The organism is Bartonella machadoae, from assembly GCF_022559585.1.
Taxonomy (GTDB): Bacteria; Pseudomonadota; Alphaproteobacteria; order Rhizobiales; family Rhizobiaceae; genus Bartonella; species Bartonella machadoae.
In genome coordinates this window covers 2,331,257-2,356,511 of sequence record NZ_CP087114.1, presented here as the reverse complement: position 1 = coordinate 2,356,511, position 25,255 = coordinate 2,331,257, and the positions used below count along the sequence as shown (strand labels likewise).

The 25,255-nt window shown below is 38.9% G+C and carries 16 protein-coding genes and 1 pseudogene; 9 read left to right on the top strand and 8 right to left on the bottom strand.

Annotated elements, in window-relative coordinates; translation table 11 throughout:
* Positions 1-52: 52 nt before the first annotated feature.
* The 5 genes from trwL (LNM86_RS11135) to LNM86_RS11115 all read right to left on the bottom strand — a co-directional run bounded on the left by trwL (LNM86_RS11135) (position 53) and on the right by LNM86_RS11115 (position 2,357).
* On the bottom strand, positions 53-370 hold the full coding sequence (trwL, locus tag LNM86_RS11135; protein ID WP_241437726.1) for a VirB2 family type IV secretion system major pilin TrwL: 318 nt from the start codon (positions 368-370) through the stop codon (positions 53-55).
* A gap of 150 nt (positions 371-520) precedes the next feature.
* A complete protein-coding gene (gene trwL, locus LNM86_RS11130) occupies positions 521-838 on the bottom strand; it encodes a VirB2 family type IV secretion system major pilin TrwL (RefSeq protein WP_241437725.1) in 318 nt (105 codons plus the stop codon).
* Between the two features lie 155 nt (positions 839-993).
* On the bottom strand, positions 994-1,311 hold the full coding sequence (trwL, locus tag LNM86_RS11125; protein WP_241437724.1) for a VirB2 family type IV secretion system major pilin TrwL: 318 nt from the start codon (positions 1,309-1,311) through the stop codon (positions 994-996).
* Complete coding sequence (korA, locus tag LNM86_RS11120) at positions 1,274-1,573, bottom strand: KorA family transcriptional regulator (RefSeq protein WP_241437723.1); 300 nt, start codon at positions 1,571-1,573, stop codon at positions 1,274-1,276. The genes trwL (LNM86_RS11125) and korA overlap by 38 nt, the downstream gene beginning before the upstream one ends.
* A 133-nt stretch (positions 1,574-1,706) precedes the next feature.
* Positions 1,707-2,357 carry a lysozyme family protein gene (locus LNM86_RS11115; protein WP_241437722.1) on the bottom strand — a complete coding sequence of 217 codons (651 nt, stop codon included), beginning with the start codon at positions 2,355-2,357 and terminating at the stop codon, positions 1,707-1,709.
* A 749-nt stretch (positions 2,358-3,106) separates the two neighbouring features.
* Between LNM86_RS11115 and LNM86_RS11110 the strand changes: the two genes are divergently transcribed.
* Positions 3,107-3,394, top strand: a complete 288-nt coding sequence (locus LNM86_RS11110; RefSeq protein WP_241437721.1) for an H-NS histone family protein — start codon at positions 3,107-3,109, stop codon at positions 3,392-3,394.
* 169 nt (positions 3,395-3,563) lie between these two features.
* Here the strand turns inward: LNM86_RS11110 and LNM86_RS11105 are convergent.
* Positions 3,564-4,313: pseudogene (locus tag LNM86_RS11105) on the bottom strand (tyrosine-type recombinase/integrase); the annotation flags it as partial.
* A 1,067-nt stretch (positions 4,314-5,380) separates the two neighbouring features.
* Complete coding sequence (locus LNM86_RS11100) at positions 5,381-6,676, bottom strand: ubiquinone biosynthesis hydroxylase (RefSeq protein ID WP_372712440.1); 1,296 nt, start codon at positions 6,674-6,676, stop codon at positions 5,381-5,383.
* A 490-nt stretch (positions 6,677-7,166) separates the two neighbouring features.
* On the opposite strand from LNM86_RS11100, the gene LNM86_RS11095 reads away from it, so the two are divergent.
* From LNM86_RS11095 to LNM86_RS11070, 6 genes are all read left to right on the top strand, one after another.
* Positions 7,167-9,593, top strand: a complete 2,427-nt coding sequence (locus LNM86_RS11095; RefSeq protein ID WP_241439008.1) for an FtsK/SpoIIIE family DNA translocase — start codon at positions 7,167-7,169, stop codon at positions 9,591-9,593.
* A gap of 109 nt (positions 9,594-9,702) precedes the next feature.
* Positions 9,703-10,311 (top strand): LolA family protein, encoded by a 609-nt coding sequence (locus LNM86_RS11090; protein WP_241437720.1) that lies wholly within the window; start codon positions 9,703-9,705, stop codon positions 10,309-10,311.
* A 44-nt stretch (positions 10,312-10,355) separates the two neighbouring features.
* Complete coding sequence (locus LNM86_RS11085; RefSeq protein ID WP_241439007.1) at positions 10,356-11,165, top strand: exodeoxyribonuclease III; 810 nt, start codon at positions 10,356-10,358, stop codon at positions 11,163-11,165.
* Positions 11,166-11,290: 125 nt separating this feature from the next.
* On the top strand, positions 11,291-12,775 hold the full coding sequence (locus LNM86_RS11080; RefSeq protein ID WP_241437719.1) for an efflux transporter outer membrane subunit: 1,485 nt from the start codon (positions 11,291-11,293) through the stop codon (positions 12,773-12,775).
* On the top strand, positions 12,772-13,992 hold the full coding sequence (locus LNM86_RS11075) for an efflux RND transporter periplasmic adaptor subunit (protein WP_241437718.1): 1,221 nt from the start codon (positions 12,772-12,774) through the stop codon (positions 13,990-13,992). The genes LNM86_RS11080 and LNM86_RS11075 overlap by 4 nt, the downstream gene beginning before the upstream one ends.
* Positions 13,993-13,995: 3 nt before the next feature.
* Positions 13,996-15,993 carry a MacB family efflux pump subunit gene (locus tag LNM86_RS11070; RefSeq protein ID WP_241437717.1) on the top strand — a complete coding sequence of 666 codons (1,998 nt, stop codon included), beginning with the start codon at positions 13,996-13,998 and terminating at the stop codon, positions 15,991-15,993.
* A gap of 1,273 nt (positions 15,994-17,266) precedes the next feature.
* Here LNM86_RS11070 and LNM86_RS11065 read toward each other — a convergent pair.
* On the bottom strand, positions 17,267-22,213 hold the full coding sequence (locus LNM86_RS11065; RefSeq protein WP_241437716.1) for a DEAD/DEAH box helicase: 4,947 nt from the start codon (positions 22,211-22,213) through the stop codon (positions 17,267-17,269).
* Between the two features lie 570 nt (positions 22,214-22,783).
* Here LNM86_RS11065 and LNM86_RS11060 point away from each other — a divergent pair.
* Positions 22,784-22,924 carry a hypothetical protein gene (locus LNM86_RS11060; RefSeq protein WP_241437715.1) on the top strand — a complete coding sequence of 47 codons (141 nt, stop codon included), beginning with the start codon at positions 22,784-22,786 and terminating at the stop codon, positions 22,922-22,924.
* A 401-nt stretch (positions 22,925-23,325) separates the two neighbouring features.
* Positions 23,326-23,715, top strand: coding sequence for a VOC family protein (locus tag LNM86_RS11055; RefSeq protein ID WP_241437714.1), 390 nt, complete (start codon positions 23,326-23,328; stop codon positions 23,713-23,715).
* Positions 23,716-25,255 lie beyond the last annotated feature (1,540 nt).

The window sequence follows — 25,255 nt, the reverse complement described above, 5'->3', positions numbered from 1 at the left end:
TTTTTGAATAAAAAGAGTATTTCAAAGCACATAACTTTATAGCCCCTCTTCATTATGCATTACCTGTAAATAATAAAGTAGCAATTTCGGCTGCAGAACCAGCAATGACAACACCGATTGCCCATCGCACAAATGTATCTTTTTCGATATAGCGTCCCGCATAGCCAATTGCTAAGCATAAAAGTATAACAGCAGCGGCAACAGGAATAATTCCAATTAATTGCGCCTTAAAAGCATCTAGAGCTTTTTTCGCAGGATCTAAATTTTGTGCTTGGGCATACACAGGGTGCATTATAAAAAAGGCGCTTATCATTGTGGCAATTGAGATAGATTTATTAATCGCTGCCTGAATAATTTTTAATTGTATCATATTGTTTACTCCTAACTCAAATTATAATTGCTACTGATAGCCTTTTTAAGTGTAAGTAGCATATTGCTATCAATACAGATGAAATCATTGAAATTTACACCTCTATTTGGATAAAAAAGATATCCTACAGAAAATCTTTATGTTTTACTCTCATGGTGTCGGTTTGAACAACATATTCGCAATTTGAAGTGCAGAACCAGCGATGACTACACCGATTGCCCATCGTACAAATGTATCTTTTTCGATATAGCGCCCTGCATAGCCAATTGCTAAGCATAAAAGTATAACAGCAGCGCCAATAGGAATAATTATATCTAATTGTGCTTTAAATTTCTCTAGTGCGCTTTTTGCATTGTCTAAACCCGTTGCAGCATAGACAGAATGTGTTATAAAAAAAGCACTTGTTGTTGCAATAATTTTGGTAGTTTTATAATTTATTTTTGTTTGAAGGTTGCGTATTTGTTTCATATCATTTGCCTTTATCTAGAGTCAGTTGTACAAATGGTTTCTTTATTTATCAGTTATTAAGTAACACTCATATTGATATGGAAAAAATCACTGAAATTTTTATTTTTTGAATAAAAAGAATATTTCAAAGCACATAACTTTATAATTCATTCTCATCATGCTTTTGTGAATAATAAATTAGCGATTTCGGCTGCAGAGCCAGCAATGACCACACCAATTGCCCATCGTACAAAAGTGTCCTTTTCGATATAACGTCCCGCATAGCCAATTGCTAAGCATAAAAGGATAACAGCCGCTGCGATAGGGATAATTCCTTTTAACTCTGTCTGAAATTTCGTTAAAACATCTCCTGCATTTTTTAAACCTTGCGCCTGGGCATATACAGGATGTGATATAAAAAATACGGTCACAGCTGCGACAGTTGCAAGGTTTATATTACGAACTATCGTTGGAAGAGTATTTGTTTTTTTCATGTTTTTCGTCCTGATTAAGTTCAAAATTACCATAAAAAACACCTCTTTCATGAAGAAATTTAAAGAGATATTTGGGATCAGCCCAAGTCCTTAACTTTCCTCTTTGTGTAAGAAGTGTATACTTATTTGATTTTCCGGTTACCGGATCATCCGAAACAAATGTAAAATACCACTCTCTTTCTGAACGCATCACGATTGTAATATCACGGGCTGCCTTTTGACTGAATGCGATATCAACACTGTTTTGCTCTATCATTTTCATTATTTATGCCCTCAATTAGAAAAGATTTTATACAATCTTCTAATTTAGAGCTTTAATATCCTTTTATCTACCTTTCATTACCGTACTCCATCAAAACTATAGTTTTAATTCATAAATGCAGTGGACATTACTCCTATTGCTTTTCCGATGAAGGAAGATCCTCTTCTGTAAAAGCATCACGTATACTACCTACTTTATGGGTAAAAACATCTGCTAATTCCTCTGAGGGAGGAGGGAGTGAATCTACACTAATCTGTGGTTCCTGCTTTGTTGCATGAAGTTTTACAGATTTTTGCAAATCTCCACTCATAAGTGCATGAGTTTCTCCTTCAACATGAAAAGCAATTTTTTGAACGTAAGCATTCGTAAAGCCACTTTTAAAATTTCTCGAGTTATAAAAATTGAGCACAGCTTGTAACTCAGTTTGTTCAGAGCTGTACTTTGATGTCGTTTGCTCATAGCAATGCGTTAAAGCGGTTTGCACAACTTTAAGATTTTTGTATGGATAAAAAACATCAAAATTTGAAATTGCTTGGAATATCAAACTTTGAACACTAAATTGCCTCCAATTTACGTCAAAATTATGTTCATTTTGTCCAAAATATTCAGTTGTTTTGATTGCTTCTTTCAATGTAAAGAGTTGATGTGATAATTTAAAATGATCACGCACATTTATTGCACAAATATCATCTTTTGATTCTTGCATAGCAACAGTTGAAAATGTTGCAGGATGTACAGCAGATGCGCATACAGCAGCAAACGTCATGAAATCTGGAAGAGTCATAAGCAGTACACCCGATGATGAAGAATCTTATTGATGTAAAGATAAGTTCTGTGTGACTTTTCTAATTGTTGGCACATCATATTTTTATAGATTCGTGAAATGAAATTGCTCAGTTTAAAACACGCCTTGTGAATACAAATTTCACTTCTTTTGAGAAGATTTTTAATACAAAATAATATCCAATTCATTATGTGAATTTGTGATGCAAAATTGAACACATTATACCAACCAATATTATAATTATCCTGTTTACCGAAAGAGAGCTTTTTTCTAAAAGATAACCCTTTTGGGGGAGTCAGTAAGGTTGATTTTTTCGCATCATTTCCTAATTTTTTAAATCTTTTTGAGGAGTAGTAATGCGAAGGAGAAAAGCGCTGTATGTAAAAAACACCTCGATTGTTAGGGCAAACCACACTATCATTACATGTAGAGGACTTGTCCTTTATCATGTATTGCCATAGTTTATAAAATGGCGGTTTATATTCACTTTTGACTACTGGTTCGTAAGAGTCAGAGAGGTGTGATTTGGTTTGCACGCCCCACTTACCAATTTCAGTAATCAAACTGGAAAAGGATACGGTCGTGAGAACTGAGACACAAACAAATAGCTCTTCGTTGTTCAAAGCACATCTCCGTTGAGTGATATATTTATCGTAATTTAAATTTCGATAATAAATAGGCAGAAATCGTTTATAATTGTGTTTAAAATATGGCATAATGAAATTCTTTTTTGCAAGGGGAGTAATAAGGTGAATAATCTCAAAAATATGAATTTTGATGAATTACAAGAAATGCGTACCCAAATTGAGGTGGAATTAAAAAAACGGCAAGCAAAAGAAAAGCAAAATGCACGGCGGAAAATTCTTGAAATCGCTAGTGCACATGGAATTAATATCGCTGATCTTGTTAATAAAGAACGTCATTATAGAAATCCCAATAACCAATGGGAATTGTGGAATGGGCGTGGCCGTAGACCTAAGTGGATTAAAGAATGGTTAGAGAATGGGTATACGCTTGAAGAATTAGAAGTAACATAAGACACATATTACTTCGGAATAGTCTTTCTCACTTTTTGGTTAATTTCAGTTAGATGTGGGGCTGAGGCATTTACATAGGAAATGTTTGTAAGGTAAAAGAACAGCGAAGGGTATCAACTTAGACAGTGTGCTCTTTATTCCCAGCAGGGGCGGTTCATATAGCATCTTTAATCTGATCTTTATGGATATGACGCAAGGAGTGGTATGAACACCTGTCAAAATAAGCAGGCGTAAAGCCAATTGTGTTAGGGGTGTTGTTTTGCAGAGTGTTTTATAAAAAGCCGGTATATCTTTCCAATCCATAGCAGACATGTTTTTGACTTTGTGGCGTTGTTTTTCTGAGAGCGCATATGCTTTTGCTGTTGCTTGTAGGTCAACCTCTAATCCCAAGGTAGCAGCATATTTAAGACAAAGATTAAGGCGGATGAGAGTTCTACGGGCTGTTGCAGCTTTTGTAAGCCAGATAGGAGCGAGCACATTGCGTATCAGTTTGCGTGATTTCTGAGACCGGTAGACAACCTAATTTAGAAAAAATATGAATTTTTAAAGGTGAAAACTACTCACCATTTTTACCATCATTTTTTAATTCTGCTTTACGGCTTTCAAAAGCAACAAGAGCACTATCTTTTAAATAATAGAGATTGTGCATTGCTTCACGTTTTTGTTTCTCACGTTCTCTTTAATGGGGTCACGACCCTTATGTAAAATAGAACGCCACCCAGTTGCACATTCACGCGCTTTTTTTAAAGAGATCTTTCTTAAGGCACAGAAGTTCATTTCACGATGGCGCGCGTGGATGGTATAGCGTAAAAACCATAGAGCACCACCATCTTTACGCTTATGAAGGTACAAATCGGCGCCATCATACTTTTTACTGGCCCCCAATGTTACGACTGTTTTTGGTATTGAGACGATTCATTAAGGTATTTTGGCTCCTTTCTTTAGAGTTTTTTACTTACACGATACCCCCACTTATGACGTGCAAGTAAGTGACTTTAATTGATACAAAATGAAATGATTTGAGATGAGAGCATCTTACAATATTCGGGGGTCTCATTCAACATGCAAAAAGATAAATTATCATTGTAAATCAATATGTTGTAACAATCTGATGTAATTTAAGCACGTAAATAGAATAAAACACTGGTTATGATGAAGATATACTCTTTTCGTTTGAATGAATTTGTATATTTTTATAGCTTTATTTGATTACACAACATTTTAACACGTTATCCTATCAATACAGTGCGTTGTCTATAAAGATGATGGATAAGAAGCGTTTTATTCTTTCTCTTAAAGAGTTGTGTTTATACGCTGTTCTCTTGTAATGCGAAAGCGAATGGTTTTTCTTGAATTGTCATAACAGGATTGAAAGAGATGAATCTTATCGTATTCAAGGGGCTAATTCCTCTATGTATAATTTATAAATTACTGACTGAATAAATATATTGTTAGACACAAGTCCTGATATTTTTGAATACTGCTGCACCATGAGTCTGTTGCTTTTATAAGTTTAAGTCTGATTTTTTAATTATATATATTGAGAATCACATTTTATCTTTTTATTGTTCATGTGATTCTGATGAGAAACTATTTAAAAAACAAAATTTTTTATGGCTAATATCGGTCTTAATATAATTTCGTGACATAGTGTGAAGTGTTAGTTTTTAAATTTCATTATCCGTGTAATGGAATTTATGAGCGTGTTTAAAATAAAAGGTGCAATTTTTTGGGTTTTTGTTTGTTTCCTTTTATTGTGTGGGAGCTGCGTGGTTGTGCGTATCGTGTATGGAAAACCGTGATAAAAGGATGTGGCTAACTTTTTGTACATATCATGTATAGATTTATAGATTTTTCTAAAGTCATGTGTAGTTTTTTTTAAAACTTTGGTCTTTAAAAATAAGTAAAGGGTCCATTTTGATGAAAAAGAACCTCCATTTTTACTAATTGTAAAAAATGGAACAGGAGAATTTTTATTTATTTTCCTTAAAGTGGGAGTCCAAGCAAGAGACGTGGAGCATTAGGGGTAAGACCAGAAGCTTCTTGAATGAAGTATTTTTTTATTTTTGGCGTTTGATTGACAATTCCAAGACCAGTATCACGAAGCATGCGCAAGAAGAGATTGTCATTAGAAAAGAGTCTATTAATCCAGTCATTGCTTAAAGCCATACGTACAGTTTCAAAACGTCGCCAACTTTGATAGCGTTCTAGGGTTGTAAGGGATCCGATGTCGAGGCCTAATCGTGCTGTTTCGATAAGAACTTCGGCAAGCGCGGCACTATCGCGTAATCCTAAATTGAGTCCTTGTCCGGCAAGGGGATGGATTGTGTGGGCAGCATCACCAACGAGAGCAAAACGAGATTTAATACAGTGACGTGTTAAAGAAAGGCGCAAGGGAAAAGCTTGACGCTCTCCATTCCAAGAGAGTTTGCCAAATCGGTGACCTATGCGTTTTTCCAGTTCTGTTTCAAAAATAACAGCGTCAGCTTTGAGGTAATATTGCGCAGTTTTATGGTATTCATTCCATACAATGGCAGATCTGTTGCCTGTGAGAGGGAGAAGAGCAAAAGGTCCAGCAGGTAAGAAATGTTGCGTTGCTTGTCCATGATGGGGTTTTTCATGTTCAATGGTGCAGATGATGGCTGTTTGTTTATAGCGATGAGAAAAGTTTTTAAGTCCTGCTTTTTCACGTAATTTTGAATGTGCTCCGTCGGCGGCAATCAGTAACTTTGTTTGCCAAATGTCTTCATTGCTTAAAGTGACAGTGGTATGTTGGTCTTCTTGATAGAAATCAACAGCGCGCATGTTTGCAATGACAGTGATATCGAGATCTTTTATACGCTTTTTTAAAGCGTTGATAAGCTCTCTTTGTTCTATCATAGTGGCAAAGGGTTCATTGGGGGTGATATCGCCTTCAAAAGTTAAAAGTGTTGGTTTGACAGGGTCAGCTGCGCATGCATCTGTAATGATCATTGAATGAATGGGTTGAGTATAGGGTTCTATATGTTCCCAACATTGCAATTGTTTTAACATACGAATAGAAGCAGCAGCAAGGGCGATGGTTCGTAAGTTCGAAGCAGGAAGGTCTTCTTGAGAAGTCGCATCAACAATATTAATTTTCAGTTCAGGAGCTGATTGTTTGAGTGCTATTGCTAAAGTAAGACCAACAGCAGCTCCTCCAGCAATGAGAATATCGCATTGCTTTACATTTTTATGGGGTTTTATTTTTCTATTCGCTTTGTCATTTTTATTGAGATGAGGGTGCACAATATTTTGTTCCATTGTTTGTTGGTTCTTAAAAGGGATAACTTTCTTTCATTCTTTTAATTTCTTCTTTGTTCCTTTCCATCTAAAGGACGAAGGTTGTATTCTCACGCTGGTCTAGAGATGGTTGGTTCTTCTTGGTTTTTTCTCCTGCCAATCACTGAGTGTGATCTAGATTTACAATCCTACATTTATAATCCTATTGGGCAAATTTTACTCTCAATATTCTTATCAACTTTACACTTCTCCATTTGTTGATGCAAAAGAAAACTGACATCAAACAGAAATTCTATGGTATTTTTACTGTGTATGAATGTGTTTCACAACATACTGTCTTGAGGGATAATGTTTTGCGGCATTATTAGAGGAGAGGAAACTGTATCGAGGGCAAGGAAGCTGTTATAATGATGATAGTTAAAACTGTGTTAATATTTTGTAGTCATAATTTTATAACGCTTTAATGCGAAGGTAAGGCTTTAATACGAAGGTTTTGTATTTGGAATTGATGATGCAGGAAAGTTCTCCACCTTATGATTTATTAGAAGCACAAAAACCTTATGGCTCGCGGCTTATTGAAATGTTTTTACGCCAAATTGGTGTTTTCATTGGGCTTGGGCTTTTGGGTTTCTTTATTTTTTGCGTTTTCGCTTTAGCAACGTGGAATGCTGCCGATCCTTCTTTGACGCATGCAAATACAAATCGTGTTACAAACTTTATGGGGTGGCCTGGGGCAATTTTTTCAGATTTTGTCATGCAGTTTTTTGGTTTGGCAAGTCTTGGTGTTTTGTTACCACCATTATTTTGGTCGTTTCTTTTGTTAGCACAAAAGGATATCCACAATTTGATTTTTCGCCTTTTTTTATGGGTGATTTCAACGATTTGTTTTTTAATTTCTTTTGCCCTTATGACACCGATTGCTGCCTTTACATATTGGCCATTGCCAATGGGTTTGGGAGGTCTTTTGGGTGATAAAGCTTTAACTGCTGTTTATGCAGTTTTTCCTGTCCTGTTTTCTCCATTTCAGAAATTTCTGTTGGGTCTTGGTGGGAGTGTTTTGGGTTTGTTTGTGGCTGCTTTTGCAGGCAATGTGGTATGGCGACGCAAAACAAGGAAAAGAAAAGTAAAAAATGTCGCAAAAAATGAAGTGGTTGCTCCTCTCTTTGATGAAACAGAAGATATAGAAGTTGAAGAGGGGGCGCGGCATGGTTTTTTTGTTACAACTTTGGGAGCGATTTTACATCTTTTGTATTTTTTACAAGCGCGTTTTTTTCGCCTTTTTTCCATCAAAAGGCACTCTAAGCGTCGCGAACAGTCCTTAGATCGCATTGAACCCATTTTCTTGGATGAACAAGCAAAATGTCAGGAAAAGCAAGAGAAGACTCCTCCTCTTAAAAAAACTGTTTTTAAGCCTTTAAAGGCTTCTTCAAATGGTCGTTTTCTGCTTCCTCTTTTGGATTATCTTGCGGTTTCTCCACCAACTGCGAGGGATGCTAAACTTTCGCCTGCTGCCTTAAAAGCCAATTCTCATGAATTGGAAGGGGTCTTGTTGGATTTTGGTGTCAAGGGAAAAATGATTGATGCACGTCCTGGTCCGGTGGTCACTTTGTATGAATTTGAACCGGCTGCTGGTATTAAATCTTCTCGTATTATTGGTTTGGCAGATGATATTGCCCGCTCGATGCGGGCAATTTCCGCGCGTGTTGCGGTGGTGCCTGGGCGCAATGTAATTGGAATAGAATTGCCCAATGCAAGGCGTGAGATGGTTTATTTGCGCGATATTTTGCAAGCGCAAGAATTTATGGAGAGTAAAGCGAAATTAGGTCTTGCTTTGGGAAAGACAATCGGTGGTGAAGCGGTTATTGCGGATTTAGCAAAAATGCCCCATCTTTTGGTTGCGGGGACAACGGGATCGGGAAAGTCTGTGGCCATTAATACTATGATTTTATCGTTGCTTTATCGGATGACACCTGAACAATGCCGTCTCATTATGGTTGATCCGAAAATGCTTGAACTTTCAGTTTATGATGGCATTCCTCATTTGTTAACACCCGTGGTAACGGACCCTAAAAAAGCAGTGATTGCACTGAAATGGGCTGTTCGTGAAATGGAAGAACGCTATAGTAAAATGTCAAAACTTGGTGTGCGCAATATTGATGGCTTTAATGCACGTCTTAAGGAAGCAGAAAGTCAGGGGGAGACAATGACGCGTACAATTCAAGTCGGGTTTGATCATGAAACTGGTGAGCCCCTTTATGAAACAGAAACACTGGATTTTCGTCCTATGCCTTATATCGTTGTCATTATTGATGAAATGGCCGATTTGATGATGGTGGCTGGTAAAGACATTGAAGGTGCGGTTCAACGCCTTGCACAAATGGCGCGTGCCGCTGGTATCCATGTGATTATGGCAACACAGCGCCCTTCGGTGGATGTCATTACCGGAACGATTAAAGCCAATTTTCCAACACGTATTTCTTTTTCTGTTAGTTCAAAAATTGATAGCCGAACAATTCTTGGTGAGCAGGGGGCGGAGCAATTGTTGGGGCAAGGAGACATGCTGTTCATGATGGGAGGAGGGCGTGTTCAACGTGTGCATGGGCCTTTTGTGGCTGATGATGAAGTGGAGCAAGTTGTCGCGCATCTCAAAGCACAAGGACTTCCTGATTATTTGGAGACCATTACGCAGGATATTGCAGAAAATGACGCGGATGTTGCTTCGGCTTCTCCGGCAGCCGATGATCCTTATAGTCAAGCGGTTGCTATCGTTTTGCGTGATCGTAAGGCTTCAACTTCTTATATTCAACGCCGTTTAGGTATTGGATATAATCGTGCGGCTTCATTGATTGAACGAATGGAAGAAGAGGGGATTATTAGCGCAGCAAATCATGCAGGAAAACGAGAAATTTTGATACCTGCTGAGGAAGAACGCTTTTAAAATAAAATCTTTTGATAGTTTCTTTTAACAATATCTTTCTCTTTTAGAGAAGGGTATTTATTGATTATTCTATTATAAAACAAAACTATTTTTCTGGGGAGCATTTTCTATGAAAACGCCTTTTTTACCACAAAGAAGAATCTTTGGGTTGGTTGCAATGATTCTCTTTTGTTGCTTCGCTTTTCCTACTTTTTCGCAATCATCCAATAAAGTGGTAAGGGCGCAGAATGTTGTGAATCGCTTTGCGGCCATTAAAACAATGACGGGGGATTTTATTCAGTTTAGTCCAAAGGGGAAAATGTCTCAGGGGACATTTTATTTAGAGCGTCCAGGAAAAATTCGTTTCATTTATAAAAAAACACCCTTACAGATTATTGCAGATGGTCAGTTCGTAGGAATTAATAATCGTGCTCTCAATACGTGGAATTTTTCACAGCTTTTGCAAACACCAATGAAGTTTCTGTTAGATGATAAAATCGACGTTTCATCAGGGCGTTTGGTGGCTTTTCGTGAAGATCCAGGGGCGGTGACAATTGTTCTGCGTGATAAAAGCATTGGGCCTGGGCAAATAAGAATGGTGTTTGATGCTAAAGGCACGGCTTTACGCCAATGGACAATTGTTGATCAACAGAATTTAGAAACAACAGTTCAGGTTATGAATGTACGCACGGGCGTGAGGTTCGCTGACGGGATGTTTACACTTCCGGCAAAGAAATAGCCGGCAAAGAAATAGTTTGTGTTACATCATTGGAATTCAAACAGATGCTCTTTCGTATTGCTACTTGGAATATTAACTCTATCCGTTTGCGTCTTGCACAGGTTTTTCAATATTTGGATCTCTTTCCTGTAGATATTTTGTGTCTACAGGAGACAAAATGTCCAGATGCTCTTTTTCCAATCGAGGCTTTTGAAGCAGCGGGATATAAGCATATCGCTTTGAGTGGGCAAAAATCTTATAACGGTGTCGCAATTGTTTCACGTTTGCCTTTTAAGGCTGTCGAAAAGCGCTTCTTTTGTCAAAAACAAGATTGTCGTTATCTTTCAGTGGTTGTTGAAATTTGTGGTAGAGATGTACAAATTCACAATTTTTATGTTCCTGCTGGGGGTGATGTGCCTGATGTGGAAGTCAATGAGAAATTCCGTCATAAACTTGATTTTTTAGAAGAAATGTCTTCTATACAAGCGGATCAGGGCAAAGGGCTTTCTTCTCTTTTGCTGGGTGATTTAAATATTGCACCTTTGCCAGAGGATGTTTGGTCTCATAAGCAATTGTTGAAGGTTGTAAGTCATACACCCGTTGAAACAGAGCGTTTACAAGCTCTGTGTTGCCAAGGTGGCTGGGTTGATTTGATGCGGAGGCATATTCCTGTTCCGACCAAGCTTTATACATGGTGGAGTTATCGTGCACGCGATTGGGCACTTGCTGATCGTGGACGGAGGCTTGACCATATTTGGTCTTCTCCAGATTTAGCACCTTTTGTTGCTGATCTTGAAATTTTTCGTAGGGCACGGGGATGGAAGCAACCTTCAGATCATGTTCCAGTACAAACTCTCTTTGATTTCTCAAAGTAAATTGGGAATAAAATCATAGTAAACAAAATATTAATGGATTGATTTTGAAACTATGATAAATTCAAAATAAGATTTTCGTAAATAAAATATTAAGAGATTGATTTTGAAAGCATGTGGGAGAATGGATGCGAATCAAAAATCGAGAGTGGGTTACTTCTAACAGATTGCTTTATAGTATTTGGTTGTGTGTTTTTATATTATCAGGATGTATGGTCGGTCCTAATTATCTTAAAACATCTTTTCAGGTTCCAAAAAGTTGGGGGCAGCAGTCTGCAAAAATATCGGAGCGTTCTGTTGTGCTTGCAGGGTGGTGGCGGCATTTGAATGATCCTGTTTTGAATGCGTTAATGGATTATGCCATTTCTGGAAACAATAATGTTGCTGTTGCTAAAGCGCGGGTGCGTGAAGCGCGGGCGAGTTTAGGGCAAGTGGTGGGCTCTCTTTTGCCAAGTGTGTCAAATTCCATTTCAGGAACACGTAGTGATTCTGGACAGTCTGATGCGCTTTTAAGCCAATATCGCAGTAGTTTTGATGCAAGTTGGGAGCTTGATTTTTTTGGTGGACATAAGCGAGGCGTTGAAGCGGCGCGTTATGGCCTTGAAGCCACTGTTGAAGATCTGCGTGCTACCATGGTGACGCTGCTAGGAGATGTGGCAACAAATTATGTTCAAGTGCGAGGATGGCAACAAAAACTGTTCATTGTGCGGCAAATTGCTCTCTCACAACGCAAAACATATGACTTGATGCGCGCTAGATTAAAAGCTGGAGATGTTTCAGAACTTGATGTTTCCAATGCGCAAGCACAACTGGCCAATACAGAAGCCGATATAGCACAGATGGAAGCAAATTTGGCAATGAGTATTCATAGCCTTTCTGTCTTAACGGGTCGTGTGCCTATGGCTTTAAAGGATCTTTTACAAAAAAATGCCAGACAAGCAAAAATTCCGCAGCCAAAATGGCCAATACCAGCAGGAATTCCAGCTGATATTTTGTTAACACGTCCCGATTTACGGCGAGCAGAGCGCCAATATGCGCAAGCGACTGCGCGGATTGGTCAACGTGAGGCGGATCGCTATCCATCACTCACTTTAACAGGAAATATTTCAACAGCAGCAACGGCAATTGATCAATTGTGGAAAAGTTCAACAATTGGTTGGTCTTTTGGATCTGGTCTTCGTTTCCCGTTGTTTAATGGGGGACAAATCATCGCTTCTGTTGCCGTCGCACGGGCGCAACGTGATCAAGCTTTTATTCATTATCGGGCGGCTGTGTTGGGCGCTTTGGAAGAGGTAGAAAATGCGCTTGTAAGATTAAGCAAAGAACATCAGCGTTTAGAAAAGCTTATTGTTGCAAATAAAGCTTCTCTGCGTTCTTTAAAACTTTCACAAAATCTGTTTGAAAATGGCAATACCAGCTTTCTTGAATTGTTAAATGCTGATCGTTCCCATTATTCTACGCAAATGGCTCTTAACGATAGCCGTGTTGCTTTGGTTACTCAATATATTGCACTGATGAAAGCGTTGGGGGGAGGATGGGATGGTGTTGTTGACGCATCTCATCCAGAGGTTGTTGATAATGTACCCCGTTCGCGTACAAAGGTAGGGCAATGAAAATAAGTTTTATAAAAAATTTCATTAAAAAACGTAAAAAACTTTCTTTCTTTTTAACGGTTCTATTGCTTATTATCTTATTATGGTTGCGTTCTGTTTTTTTTGGAACAGCAGCACCTGTTTATATGACTGCGGTGGTAAAACGGGGGGATATCGAAGAAAGTGTTTTGGCTTCGGGTCTTGTGCGCCCTTATCGATTGGTCGCGGTTGGTGCACGGGCAACAGGGCGTGTGGTGTCAATGCGCGTTTCCCCCGGTAGTGTTGTCAAAGAGGGAGATCTCTTGGCAGAAATTGATCCGACAGATCAAGAAAATGATCTTAAAAGAAAAAAAGCAGCACTCGCGCATTATGAGGCGAGTTTGGTAGAACAGGAAGCTTATCTTTCTCTGGCACGGAAAAATTTAGAGCGTCAGAAAAAAATGATTGAATCGCATGCAGTTTCACGAGCAAATCTCGATGATGCTGCAACACAAGTAAAAATACGCGAGGCGCAAATTGAACAGCTGCGTCAACAGATTGTACAAGCACAAATAGATGTGGATAGTGCTGAGGTCAATTTAGGCTATACGCGAATAACTGCTCCTTCGGCGGGAACGGTTTTGGCAACGGTGGTAGAAGAAGGACAGAATGTTAATGCTGTTCAGTCGGCGCCAACAATTGTTATTTTAGGTGATTTGTCAAAGATGACCGTCAAAGCGCAAATCTCAGAAGCGGATATTCTGAAGGTTCATGCTGGACAACCGCTTTATTTTACAGTTTTAGGAAATTCGCAGCGCCGTTATGAGGGAACTTTAGAAAGAGTGGAACCGGCTCCTGAAGAAATTCGTGCTGATGTGAGTATTAATTCTGGAATGGCAGGTTCTAGTGCTTTGATATCGTCGGCTATCTATTATAATGGAATTCTCCATGTTGATAATGCAGACAATTTTTTGCGGACTTATATGACGGCGCAAGTGCATATTATCTTAGGGCGTGCTCAGAATGTTTTGTTGGTTCCAAGTGATGCTTTACGCGATGAAACAAAAGAGAATAAAGCATGGGTTTCTGTCCTAGAGGGGCAAAACAAAGTGGTGAATAAACAGGTAACAATTGGGTTGAATAACAAGGTTGTTGCAGAGGTTGTTTCAGGGCTTAATGAAGGGGAGGTGGTTATCACTGGCATGCGTGATGGTGGAATGCCAGAGTCTTCCAATAAACATAACGAAAATGAGTTTTAAGCCATGAAAACAGAGAAAGCAGATGCTGTCATTGTTTTAGAAGATATTGTGCGTCAATTCCCAGCCGGTGAAACATGCGTGACTGTCTTGAAAAACATTAATCTCACCATTAAGCGTGGTGAAATGGTAGCGATTGTAGGGGCTTCTGGTTCAGGAAAATCTACCTTGATGAATATTTTAGGGTGTCTTGATCGAGCAACTTCTGGTCGTTATTGGATTTCAGGAAAAGAAACAGCTACTCTTTCTGCTGATGAATTATCGGCTTTGCGGCGTAACCATTTTGGCTTCATTTTCCAGCGCTATCATTTGCTCAATGAATTGACAGCATTGGGAAATGTTGAAATTCCAGCGATTTATGCCGGGCGCCCTGTCGCAATAAGAAAACAACGTGCACAAGATCTTTTAACACGTTTAGGGATGGGAGATAGGATCAATCATCGTCCCAATCAGCTCTCAGGGGGGCAGCAGCAACGGGTTTCTATCGCTCGTGCCTTGATGAATAATGCAGAGGTTATTCTTGCTGATGAACCAACCGGTGCATTAGATAAACATAGCGGTGAAGAAGTGTTGCGTATTTTGGATGAACTGCATAAAGAAGGGCGCACCATTATTATCGTAACGCATGATATGCAAGTGGCTGAAAGAGCTGAACGTATTATCGAAATTAGTGATGGGGAAATTATTGCTGATCGTGTGTCAAAGGGTGCAAAAACAAAAGCTGCGGGAAAAAAAACAAAAGCCGATAGTCAATATGAGGAGGAAAATTTCACAGGGAAACAACAGCTTGGTTCTCTTCGTTCTTTTTTCGAACGGTTTCGTGAAGCATTTGTGATGGCTTTGTTGGCAATGAATGCACATCGAATGCGAACTTTTTTGACAATGCTTGGAGTGATTATCGGTATTGGTGCCATTATTGCTATGGTGGCTTTGGGAAATGGTACACGAGAGAAAATTCTAGAAAATTTTAAAAGTTTGGGTTCTAATACATTGACAATTTTACCTGGAAAAAGTCTCTCTGATACACAAGCAGAGAAAATAACAAGCTTGGTGGAAGCCGATGCAGAAGCGCTCTCTAACTTGCCTTATATTTCTGGTGTAACACCACAACTTTCAACAAGTTCTACTATACGTGTTGGTTCCGTTAAAGCCAATGCTGTGATTAATGGGGTAGGAGAACAATATTTTCAGACACAAGGATTCAAGGCTGTTCAAGGGAGCTTATTTGGTCAGAACAGTGTGCATGAGAGAGCTGCTGATCTTGTGATTGAAAAAGAAGCACTTTCTGTGCTTTTCCCTCATAGTCATGAGAACCCTATTGGAAAGATTGTTCTTATGGGGAACGTTCCTGTGCGTATTCTTGGTGTGATAGATCCACAACATATGGGAGGCTCTTCTAATACGTTGCAAGTTTATTTGCCCTATACAACAGTGCAAACGCGTTTTCTTGGAACAACACAGGTCCGTGCCATTACCGTTAAGATTGCTGATGATGTCGATTCACATTTGGCAGAGGCGATGGTCAAGCGTTTTCTCACGATGCGGCACGGTGGAGAAGATTTTTTCATTCGAAGTTCAGAGTTCTTTCGTGAACGTATCATGGAAAGCACGCATATTTTAACACTTTTAGTGTCTTCAATTGCTGCTATCTCATTGATTGTGGGGGGGATTGGGGTGATGAATATTATGCTGGTTACCGTTTCCGAGCGGATCAATGAAATTGGGGTACGTATGGCAGTGGGCGCGCGTCAGAGTGATATTTTGCAGCAATTTTTAATTGAAGCAATTTTGGTTTGTGTCATTGGTGGCGGTTTGGGAATCTTGTTTGGACTTTCTGTCGGTGGTTTGTTTCTTCTCTTTAAGGCGCCTATCCACTTAGTTTATACGATTGATTCCGTCATTTTGTCTCTTACTTTTTCAACCCTCATAGGGATTTGTTTTGGTTTTTCACCAGCACGGCAAGCTTCACGGCTTGACCCTGTTGTTGCTCTCTCGCGTGATTAGGCATGATCAATTGTTGCACATATATTGTTACCCTTTTCATTGGCATGAAGCATAAATATGGGTGAAAAAGTTGCGCATTCTTCGCTGCTCTTTTCTAGAAAATCCTTTATGCATTAAGGAGCGTGTGCTTTATATCTACTAAAGACGATAGAGCATAACGGGGTCATGCGTAAGTTGGCATTCTATGTTATGCTTCTATAAAATACTCGTTGGTTTTGCGATTTCTCATTTTAAAAAAGCGGGAGGAGCAGATTTCAAAACAGCAGCAGCAGAGAGTATATTTGTTAACAAATAAGCAGATTTAAATGAAAAATAGCTTATATTTAAAAAACGAATTGGTCTATGAACCGCTTTGATCTCCCTGTTTTTTTATCTCTGTGTAAATAGCTTCTTTTTTCAAAAGTTGGATAGCAAGAGAGGAGGTATTCGTCTTCGTAATGTTTGATTTGGGATTCCTTATGGCGGAGATATAGGCTCTCACGAGATTCTAGCTCTCTATGCAGGATGAGACGAGCACGCTTATACGCTTGAGATTATTGGATGTTAATTGCTCCATTGATTGTTCTCTGATCGCTATAGCTGGTTGTTGATGTCTGATATCCTGTTCTTGGTTTAGCAAAGGAAACAATGGTTAATTCCTTTGATTCAGTTTTTAATACTCAAAACATGGCGGTTGTCTTATAGATCTTAAATGCATTAAGATATTGATTTATAATAATTTATCGTTTTTCCTGTTGAGTAAGCCCCCCGAATATTGTCAGATTCTCTCATTGTGAATCCTCTTATGTTGAAAGAATAAAAACTATGTATCTGCACGTCATAAGCGGGAATGGCGTATGGGTAAAAACTCTAAAGAAAAGCATAACAATACCTGTTATGAATCGTCTAAATGCCGAGGGCTGTCGCAACGTTGGGGGGTGGTAAATGGTATGATGAGGTCAGCTTACCTTTATTATGCGTAAAGTAAGTGTAAAGATGCTGGTACTCAATAGCTTTATCGGTATTACCATCCACGAGCGCCGTCGTGAAATGGGCTTTTGGGTGCTTTAAGACATGTCTTAAAAAAGCCCACGAATGTGCAACACGATGGTGTTCTGTTTTGTACCCACGCACAACAATTCAGTCTGTAAATAAAGCGCAACAAGCAATCCATGTCTTAAAGAATTCACCACACACGCTAAAAACACCCCATATAGAAGTCCTGTACACAAACTTGATATTACCAGCTCTACAATGATGATGCTTGATCACCGCATTTCAAAAAGCGTTGTTTTTACAACACAACGGATAAGTTAACATTTCCAGTCTCCCTTATTTGCAATTTCGGTAAACTGCGCACAATTTTCATAGTTTCTAAGCTTACAGTAATAACCCGTTGAAACAATTCTAAGGGATAAGCAGGGTTGCCCATCGTCTCAACAGCATAGCGGTTAGCATCATTGATAAGACCACTCGCTTTATCAGTTTTGACAACCTGCCGTCCCATCACCCATTCAAGAGCGGGTCTACCATTTACGATATAATCATAAGCTTCAAGAGGGATATTTGTCATTGTAATATTGCTGTTGTAAATAACAGTGGATTTATCCTTTTCCTTACCATTTCCAGCAAATTTCATTGCTTCAACACGGTAGAAACGCACCTCATCAGAAATTGTCCAAGTTGTTGGATCACCTTGTGCATAAGTAACGGGATATGGCTCAACCTCTTCATAATTCATATGCATGTCACCAAGCTTTCGACCTGCTGTCACAAAAGCCCAAAAATCCTCTACACTTTTAACGATTGGAATCCGCGGCAACTGTTTAGCCAAATTATGCGCATAACGCACACGATAATCTTCAGAATGGAAAATTCCGTAAACATAATAGAACAAATCATCCTTTGTTATCACCTCATGAGGATAAGCCGCTTTAAAATGGTCTAAGCCTTCATCAGTAATGGCATCACGGCGTTGTAGATTAGAGGTTTTATTTTCCTCTGTAATATTGGCAGACAAATGAGATTGTCTCTCATTTTTATCTTCTGAAAACGTCGTATCTTCGTAAAGGTACAATGGGAAACATTGACTAGCAACCAACGCATTAATATCGGACAAACTGTTAATCATAAGAGCATAAAATCCACTGTTTGCTCCCGTTCCGGGAACTTGTATCACCTTATTTTCAACCACTTTTCCCATAGGGAAGATACGTGGCATTTGATACACCATTTCATTAAAGGTGCGATTATAATAGAGCCACTGTCGTGTAAAAGGGCGATAAAGACTCTGAGTAAGACATGTATCTTCAAATTCAAAAACTTTCCTTTTTGCTAATTCTTGTTTGATAGAACGGCTCCAACTGATTTTTTTTGCATCTGAATTGACGAAATTATTTACGGCATTACCTCGTGTCTTGCGGTCAGCATGTGGATAGGTACCATTAAAACGTTTTACTTCACTATTATAGAAGGCAATCATATTCTTCATATTTTTTGCTAAAACTTCACGGCTTGAATTATAGACCCATGCATCACGATTGGTGACAATACCGAGTGAAAAATTTTTAAAGAGCTTTTTATCACTGCCTTTTTTATCTCCTATGGCTAGGAATTTTTCAAAATCACTGTTGCGCTGCTCCAGCCAATCACCATGGTCATCTGGTGTAATCACCTGCCAGCCGTGTTCACGCTTGAGACCTCCAACACTGCGCAATCTCTGAATCTCATGAAGCTTCTCTTTTGTGGTAAGATTATCGCCAATGTCATGATAGTAAATTTTACAAGGTTCCAAAACATGAGGATTTTTAACAAACAATGTCACGGTAATTCCTGTCATGCTACCACTACCAAAAATATTTTGCCCTTCTTGAGCTTGTCCTTTGCTCATCATATTTTTGCGAATATCCCCCCGCAAATTGAGGACATAAATACTGGAAAATTCTTTGGTTAAAGCTTTTCGTAATCCATCTGTAGAATATCCATTGATAAAACCTGCATTTGTGACAAAACCAATAATACCACAGTCTTTTATACGATCACTTGCCCAGCGAATGGCACGAATATAACTATCATAAAGTCCATTAAAATTGCTCGCTTTAGATTGAGCAGCATAGGTTTCACGGATGCGGCGATCCAATTTAGGATACTCAATATTTTTCGCATTGTCGTTTTCACTTTTTTGTCCAGAAGAATAAGGGGGGTTGCCAACAATAACACGGATATCCAGTTCTTTCTGGCGTGACCGACGCGTGCTGTTATCCACCAGCAAATCACTGATTAGGTCTTTTTCTTTCTCATAAAGCTGAAATGTATCGGTCAGACAAATTCCCTCGAACGGAACATAATCTCCTCCCATAAGACTATGATATATTGTCTCAATATTAATGGCTGCAATATAATAGGCTAACAGCACGATTTCATTGGCATGAATTTCATGACATAATTTGTGCTTCATTTCTTCTGATGTAATCAAGCCTGATTGTAAAAGCAGTGTGATAAAAGTCCCCGTTCCAGTAAAGGGGTCCATGATATGAACACCGGACGAGCCAAGTGTTTGACCAAATTCATCCTGTAAGATATCATTGACAGAGTGCAAAATAAAATCCACAATCTCAACGGGCGTATAAACAATCCCGAGTTTTTCTACAGTGCGCGGAAAGGCATAACGAAAAAATTTATCATAAAGCTCGACAATCAACTTCTGCTTTGCTTTTGGATCAGTAATTCCACTTGCTCGTAATTTCACACTTGCATAGAAATTCGTCAGATCTTTGGATTCCTTCTCAAGATTTGCCTCATCAAGCACATCAAGCATAGATTGCATTGCACGCGATACAGGGTTCTCACGCGTGAACTGATACCCTTCAAATAACACCTGAAAGACCGGACGCGTAATAATATGCTGCGCCAACATCTCAATGGCATCACTCTCTGTAATCGTATCATTTAAATCATCACGCAGTTCTGTCACAAACCTCTCAAAGGCTTGACGTGCTTTGCTATCTGGCGCAGCAAGAATACCTGTTAAACGTGTGATATGATTTTTAGCAATCTGCGCAATGTTGCTCGCCCAATCCTCCCAATAATCACGGGTACCGCACTTCTTGACAATCTTTGCCATAATGGCGCAAGAAAGTTCATCAACAGGGAAAGAAAGTTCCCCTTGTGGTGCATCTGTAAGAGTATAATTATATTCCGGCGTTCCAATTCCTGAGAGGGCAGGTTGCGAGGGTAGAGGAAGATTTTCAACAACAGTCGTCACTGCCTGTAACTCAGAACTATGTGTAACACCAATGATCTCAATCATATTGCTGACATCTTGCCCTAGCGATGCCTTATTAATCGTAGCATCAAAACGATCATCATGGGCACGCAAAGCATTCAAAATTTGCCAAACAACCTGATATTTTTCATTTTCGTTTAAAGCCTGTTCCACAGGTTTGCCCGGCGGAATCCCAATCGGCAAAATGACATAGCCCATCTTTTTGCCCTCATAGCGACGCATCACTCGCCCAACCGATTGAACAACTTCAATCTGACTCTTGCGTGGATTTAAAAACATGATTGCATCTAAAGCCGGCACATCCACGCCTTCAGACAAACACCGTGCATTGGTCAAAATACGGCAAACATCCTCACCGGCATCAGCTTTCAGCCAATCGAGCAAGACACCGCGATCCTTCGCATTGAAAGCACCATCAACATGTTCAATTTCACACTTTAGAAATGGCTGATTTTGGGTATAATCAAGATATTCTCCCATAACCGCTGAAAATTCATCACGAACCAGTTTAGAAGTTCGAAGATTTTTACAAAACGCTAAAGCACGATGCATAGGATAGGGATCAGCACCAATATCCGCCTTCATATTTTGTTTTGTAAGCGCCTTATAACATCCGATAATCTTGGTTGCATCATCAAGAATAAGTTCAGACTGACAATCACTCAAGCGCTTTTGCACAGCTGAACTGACCAATTGTTCGTCCATGACTAAGACAATAACCTTATAATCCGTTAAAAGATCATTTTGGACGGCCCATGAAAAACCCCGATAAAAAAGTGTTTTACCAAAAAGTTTCTCATCATCCATCGAAGCAAGAACGACATTTGCTTGCTGTGCGCGATTTTTCGCGTTATCACCAAAAATGCGTGGTGTCGCTGTCATATAAAGACGCTTTTTGGCCCGAATAACATCATTGGAATGCACCTTAACAAAATGCGACTCATCCTCTCCAACCAGCGTTGCGCCTGTGGTACGATGTGCTTCATCACAAATGATTAGATCAAATGTTGGCAGACCATAATTTTTCTGAGCATCCGCAACAACCTGAATAGATTGATAGGTTGCAAACACCACCGTCATCTTATCTAAAACAACATCGCCCACACCTTCAGCAAGTTGAGCTGCATTGGTTGTGGTTGGAAAAGCAAGATCAAAAACTTCAATTTCAGCAATATCATCACTGCTTTTACGACGCTTTCCAACCTGTATATCTGAACATACAGCAAAAGATCGTAATCCAATTTTTGTATCCGTTGTCCATTCACGTACCACCTGTGACATCAAAGCCAAGGAGGGCACAAGAAACAAGACAAGCTTTCCTTCACCTGCTAAATCCTCAGCAATTTTAAGACTGGTAAATGTCTTACCGGTCCCACAAGCCATAATCAGCTTACCACGATCTGTTTTAGTAAGCCCAGCACACACACAATGTAATGCATCACGCTGATGTGGATGCAGTTCCTTTTTATCTTCCAGCACAACTTTACCGGTGGCGGCAAAAGTTTTCCAATGAATTGGACTTTGTTGCAAATCGGCAAGACCAATTCGTATAACAGGAATATCCTGCCCCCGTATCATTGTTTCCGCATTTTCGCTCCAAGCACCTTCAGTACTGTCTATCACCACACGCCGCTTAAACGGAGCTTTCCCTGATGCCGCAATAAAACTATCAATATCTGCTTTTTTTATCCGATAGGCTGCATCATAAAATTTACATTGGATTGCTGCAAAACCATCTTCATTACGAATCTTTGCTACAAGATCAATACCGGTATCGCGGCCATCCCAACCATTCTCATGCGCCCAATCTTTAAAGTTTTGAACCTTTTCATACTGTTCAGATTGAAGAGGATCATGCATGAGATAAGCAACAGCAAAATGCTCAAAATATGTCCCCTTATCTCGCTCGGTACGCGCTTCATTACGATATGTCTGTAAAAGCGATTGCAACGTCATGCTTTTCCCCCCTTAAAAACATTTTTAGTTATCGAATCGAGACAAAGTGATTCATGTCTACTCTTCTACCCAAAATTAGATTATTTGCTTTACCCAATGAACGAATTCTTTACAATGGAATATTAATTGCAACAAAATGGTAGAATCTGCTCTTCTCCCCAACCATGATCAAGAGCATCATTATAACCCATTAAATATAAAGATTTATTTTATTATTTTTTTGAACTTCTTTTTAACATGCATCTCTTGAAAAAATCCATGTTCCTATTCAAGAGGTGATATATAAAGTCATGACTTATAAAGATAACCCATTGTTTTGTCTTTTAAATGAGAGCCAAAAACATTGTCAGATTCTTTCATTGCAAACCTTCTCATCTTGGATCAAGTCAAATCACGTGCCTACATGAAACAAGCAGCACTGATATATGGATAAAAACGAGCAAGAAAAGGATAAAGTGCCTGTTATAAAGCATCTTAATGCAAATCTGTCGCAACATTGGGGGCGGAAAATATGATGATCGTGTAGCCTTGCTCCTTGATAAGCGTAAAGACAGCGCAAAATGATTGCCTATGAATATTTTAAATTCCACTGTCATAGAACCAATGGATTACGACCAAAACCCTTATCGTTTTTTATCACGCTGGTTACAATCAAACCTGATGAATGCACTTGAAAAAGCCAAAACGCAATGTCTCAGTGAGGTTGCATAAAAAATCTTGTCACATAAGGACAGACAAGGCTTTTTCAAATGATCACGAATTGAAGAGTGCAGAATCCATCCTATGACACAATGTCTAAGGATGAGAAATATGTATAATTCTAGAAATACTCAGGGCATTACAAAATTAACTATTGTAAAAAATTCAACACTCATGTTTTCGCTTCACGTGCTTTTTTAGTATTCATGTATTGCAGTGTCGGTCGGTGTACAGGTTCCCTTGAGAGCCCCATTAGCAGTGTAACAGCGGTTTAGTATTTTAGCATAGAGTAATAAGTGCGTAAAAACATATCAATAGAGCACACCACGAACGTAAGCATTACAAACTCTCGTTGAAAGATTTGAATATAGGTATATCATGGCAGGTAACAACTACTAAATCATGGAGAATTTATGAGTAATATCCCTTCTTATCCAATTACCCCAAACCTACAGTTGGTATACGTATCAAACATGGAGTATTCTACCGCTTTTTACAAATTCATCTTTAAGAAAGAGCCTGTATTCGTTTCGCCACGCTATGTTGCATTTTCTTCTTCAGGTGATGCACTCTTTGCTCTCTGGTCTGGGGGCGATGCGCCTGAGGAAAATATACCTCGTTTTTCAGAAATCGGCATTATGTTGCCTCATGGGGAGGATGTAGATAAGCTCTATGCAGAATGGCAAGAGCAAAATACCGTTGAAATAAATGTCTTGAAGGAACCGTATACTGATGTTTTTGGACGTACCTTCCTCATCAAAGATCCCGACGGTCATATTATTCGTGTTTGCCCACTGGATTAAAAAAACTTAGACCAGATCTTTAATCGCCTAAATTCTCTTTGTCTGTTTTCGAAACCTATAAAGCTATGGACAAGAGAGGCTTACTTACGACACATAGCTTATCCGTTTAGTCCTGTATTAAAATTCTCTACGCCTTTAACGATCAATATTAAGCTGCACAAAGTGCTTTTTTTGCTGCAGAACATTGTAATAAAAAAACATTTATAGATTGAGCGATATCATAAAGAACGCATAAAAAGCTGCTTATTTTGAGGAACAATGGAGCTGGTAAATCAACTTTTCTGCAGCTTCTTGCGAGGTTGATTGTGTCTTATGCGAACACACTTTATAAAGCTCGGCAAATTTGCTGTAAATTACTTGCGCAAGATATAAGCTTTTCAAATCTTCAAGCGCCACCGCGCTTTCTATATGAGCAGAATACCAATAACAGCGTGCCCTTACTTACTGAACTCTTGGCTTTTATTATTACCCAGCCGTCGCGTATGCCGCTTTTAGATGAATCAACCCAATCACCTGTTATTAAATTTGGTTGAGAAACGAGAAGATACTTTCCAGCTTAGTACGGGGGCGATGATTATTGCTTTGCATGATCGCTGGTTGCAGCATCAATAGCAAGGTAAAAGCTTAAAATTATCTCATAGAGATTTTTAGATACAAATTCTACCAAGCTAAGCTCTTTTACATCTCCCAATAACACAAAATAATCGTAACCGTTAATGACTAAAAAGGCTAAATTAAATGCATAATACTCTCAGTATATTTTAAATGGCGTTTTACGTATTTTGCGTGCGCTTCACACAAGGAAAAAATTTCCTTAACCAATTGTATTTTGATCTATTTGTATAAAAGCGCTCTTTAAACGCTTTTTGACGCTTTGCTGCAAAATAACATGACAATTTGTTTCTTACTTTTTCAAGCTTCATAGGGATCTGTTTCGGCTTTTCACCAGTACGGCAAGCTTTACGCCTTGATCCTGTTGTTGCTCTCTCGCGTGGTTAGGCATCAACCATTGAGGTGAATATGGCTTTTTCCTGTGTTCTGTTCATACTGTATGAATATGTTTGTGAAAAGAGGGATATTGATGAGGAAAATAATGTTCACATGAAATATCTAAACAGGATGGTGAGCGGTTGGATGAAGTATATACTTTTTCTGTTTCTCTTTGAGAATGGTGATAAGAAGCGCGCTGAGTGATCTTCACAAGGTTTCTAAGACTTTATTTTTAATGGTGAATATTTATTATAGATTCTCTTTGATGAAAAAGCTTTTGTTATGAGATATTTTCCCAATGGTTTTAGCAACTGAACATGGAAAACTGTTATTATAGCTTAATTTGCACAAGATGTCGTAAACAAAATTTATGCAAGAAACAGCATTTGTGTTTTATGCAGTAGTTTTTTAATTTCTTAGAATTATATCTATAATTAGATAATTGGAATTGATTACTTTTTGGTTCTTCTCTGATTTCCCCACTTTATCATTGTAAGTAAAGTTGTATCCTTTTAAAAGTGTGGTTATAACAGGATTTATGACTATTTTA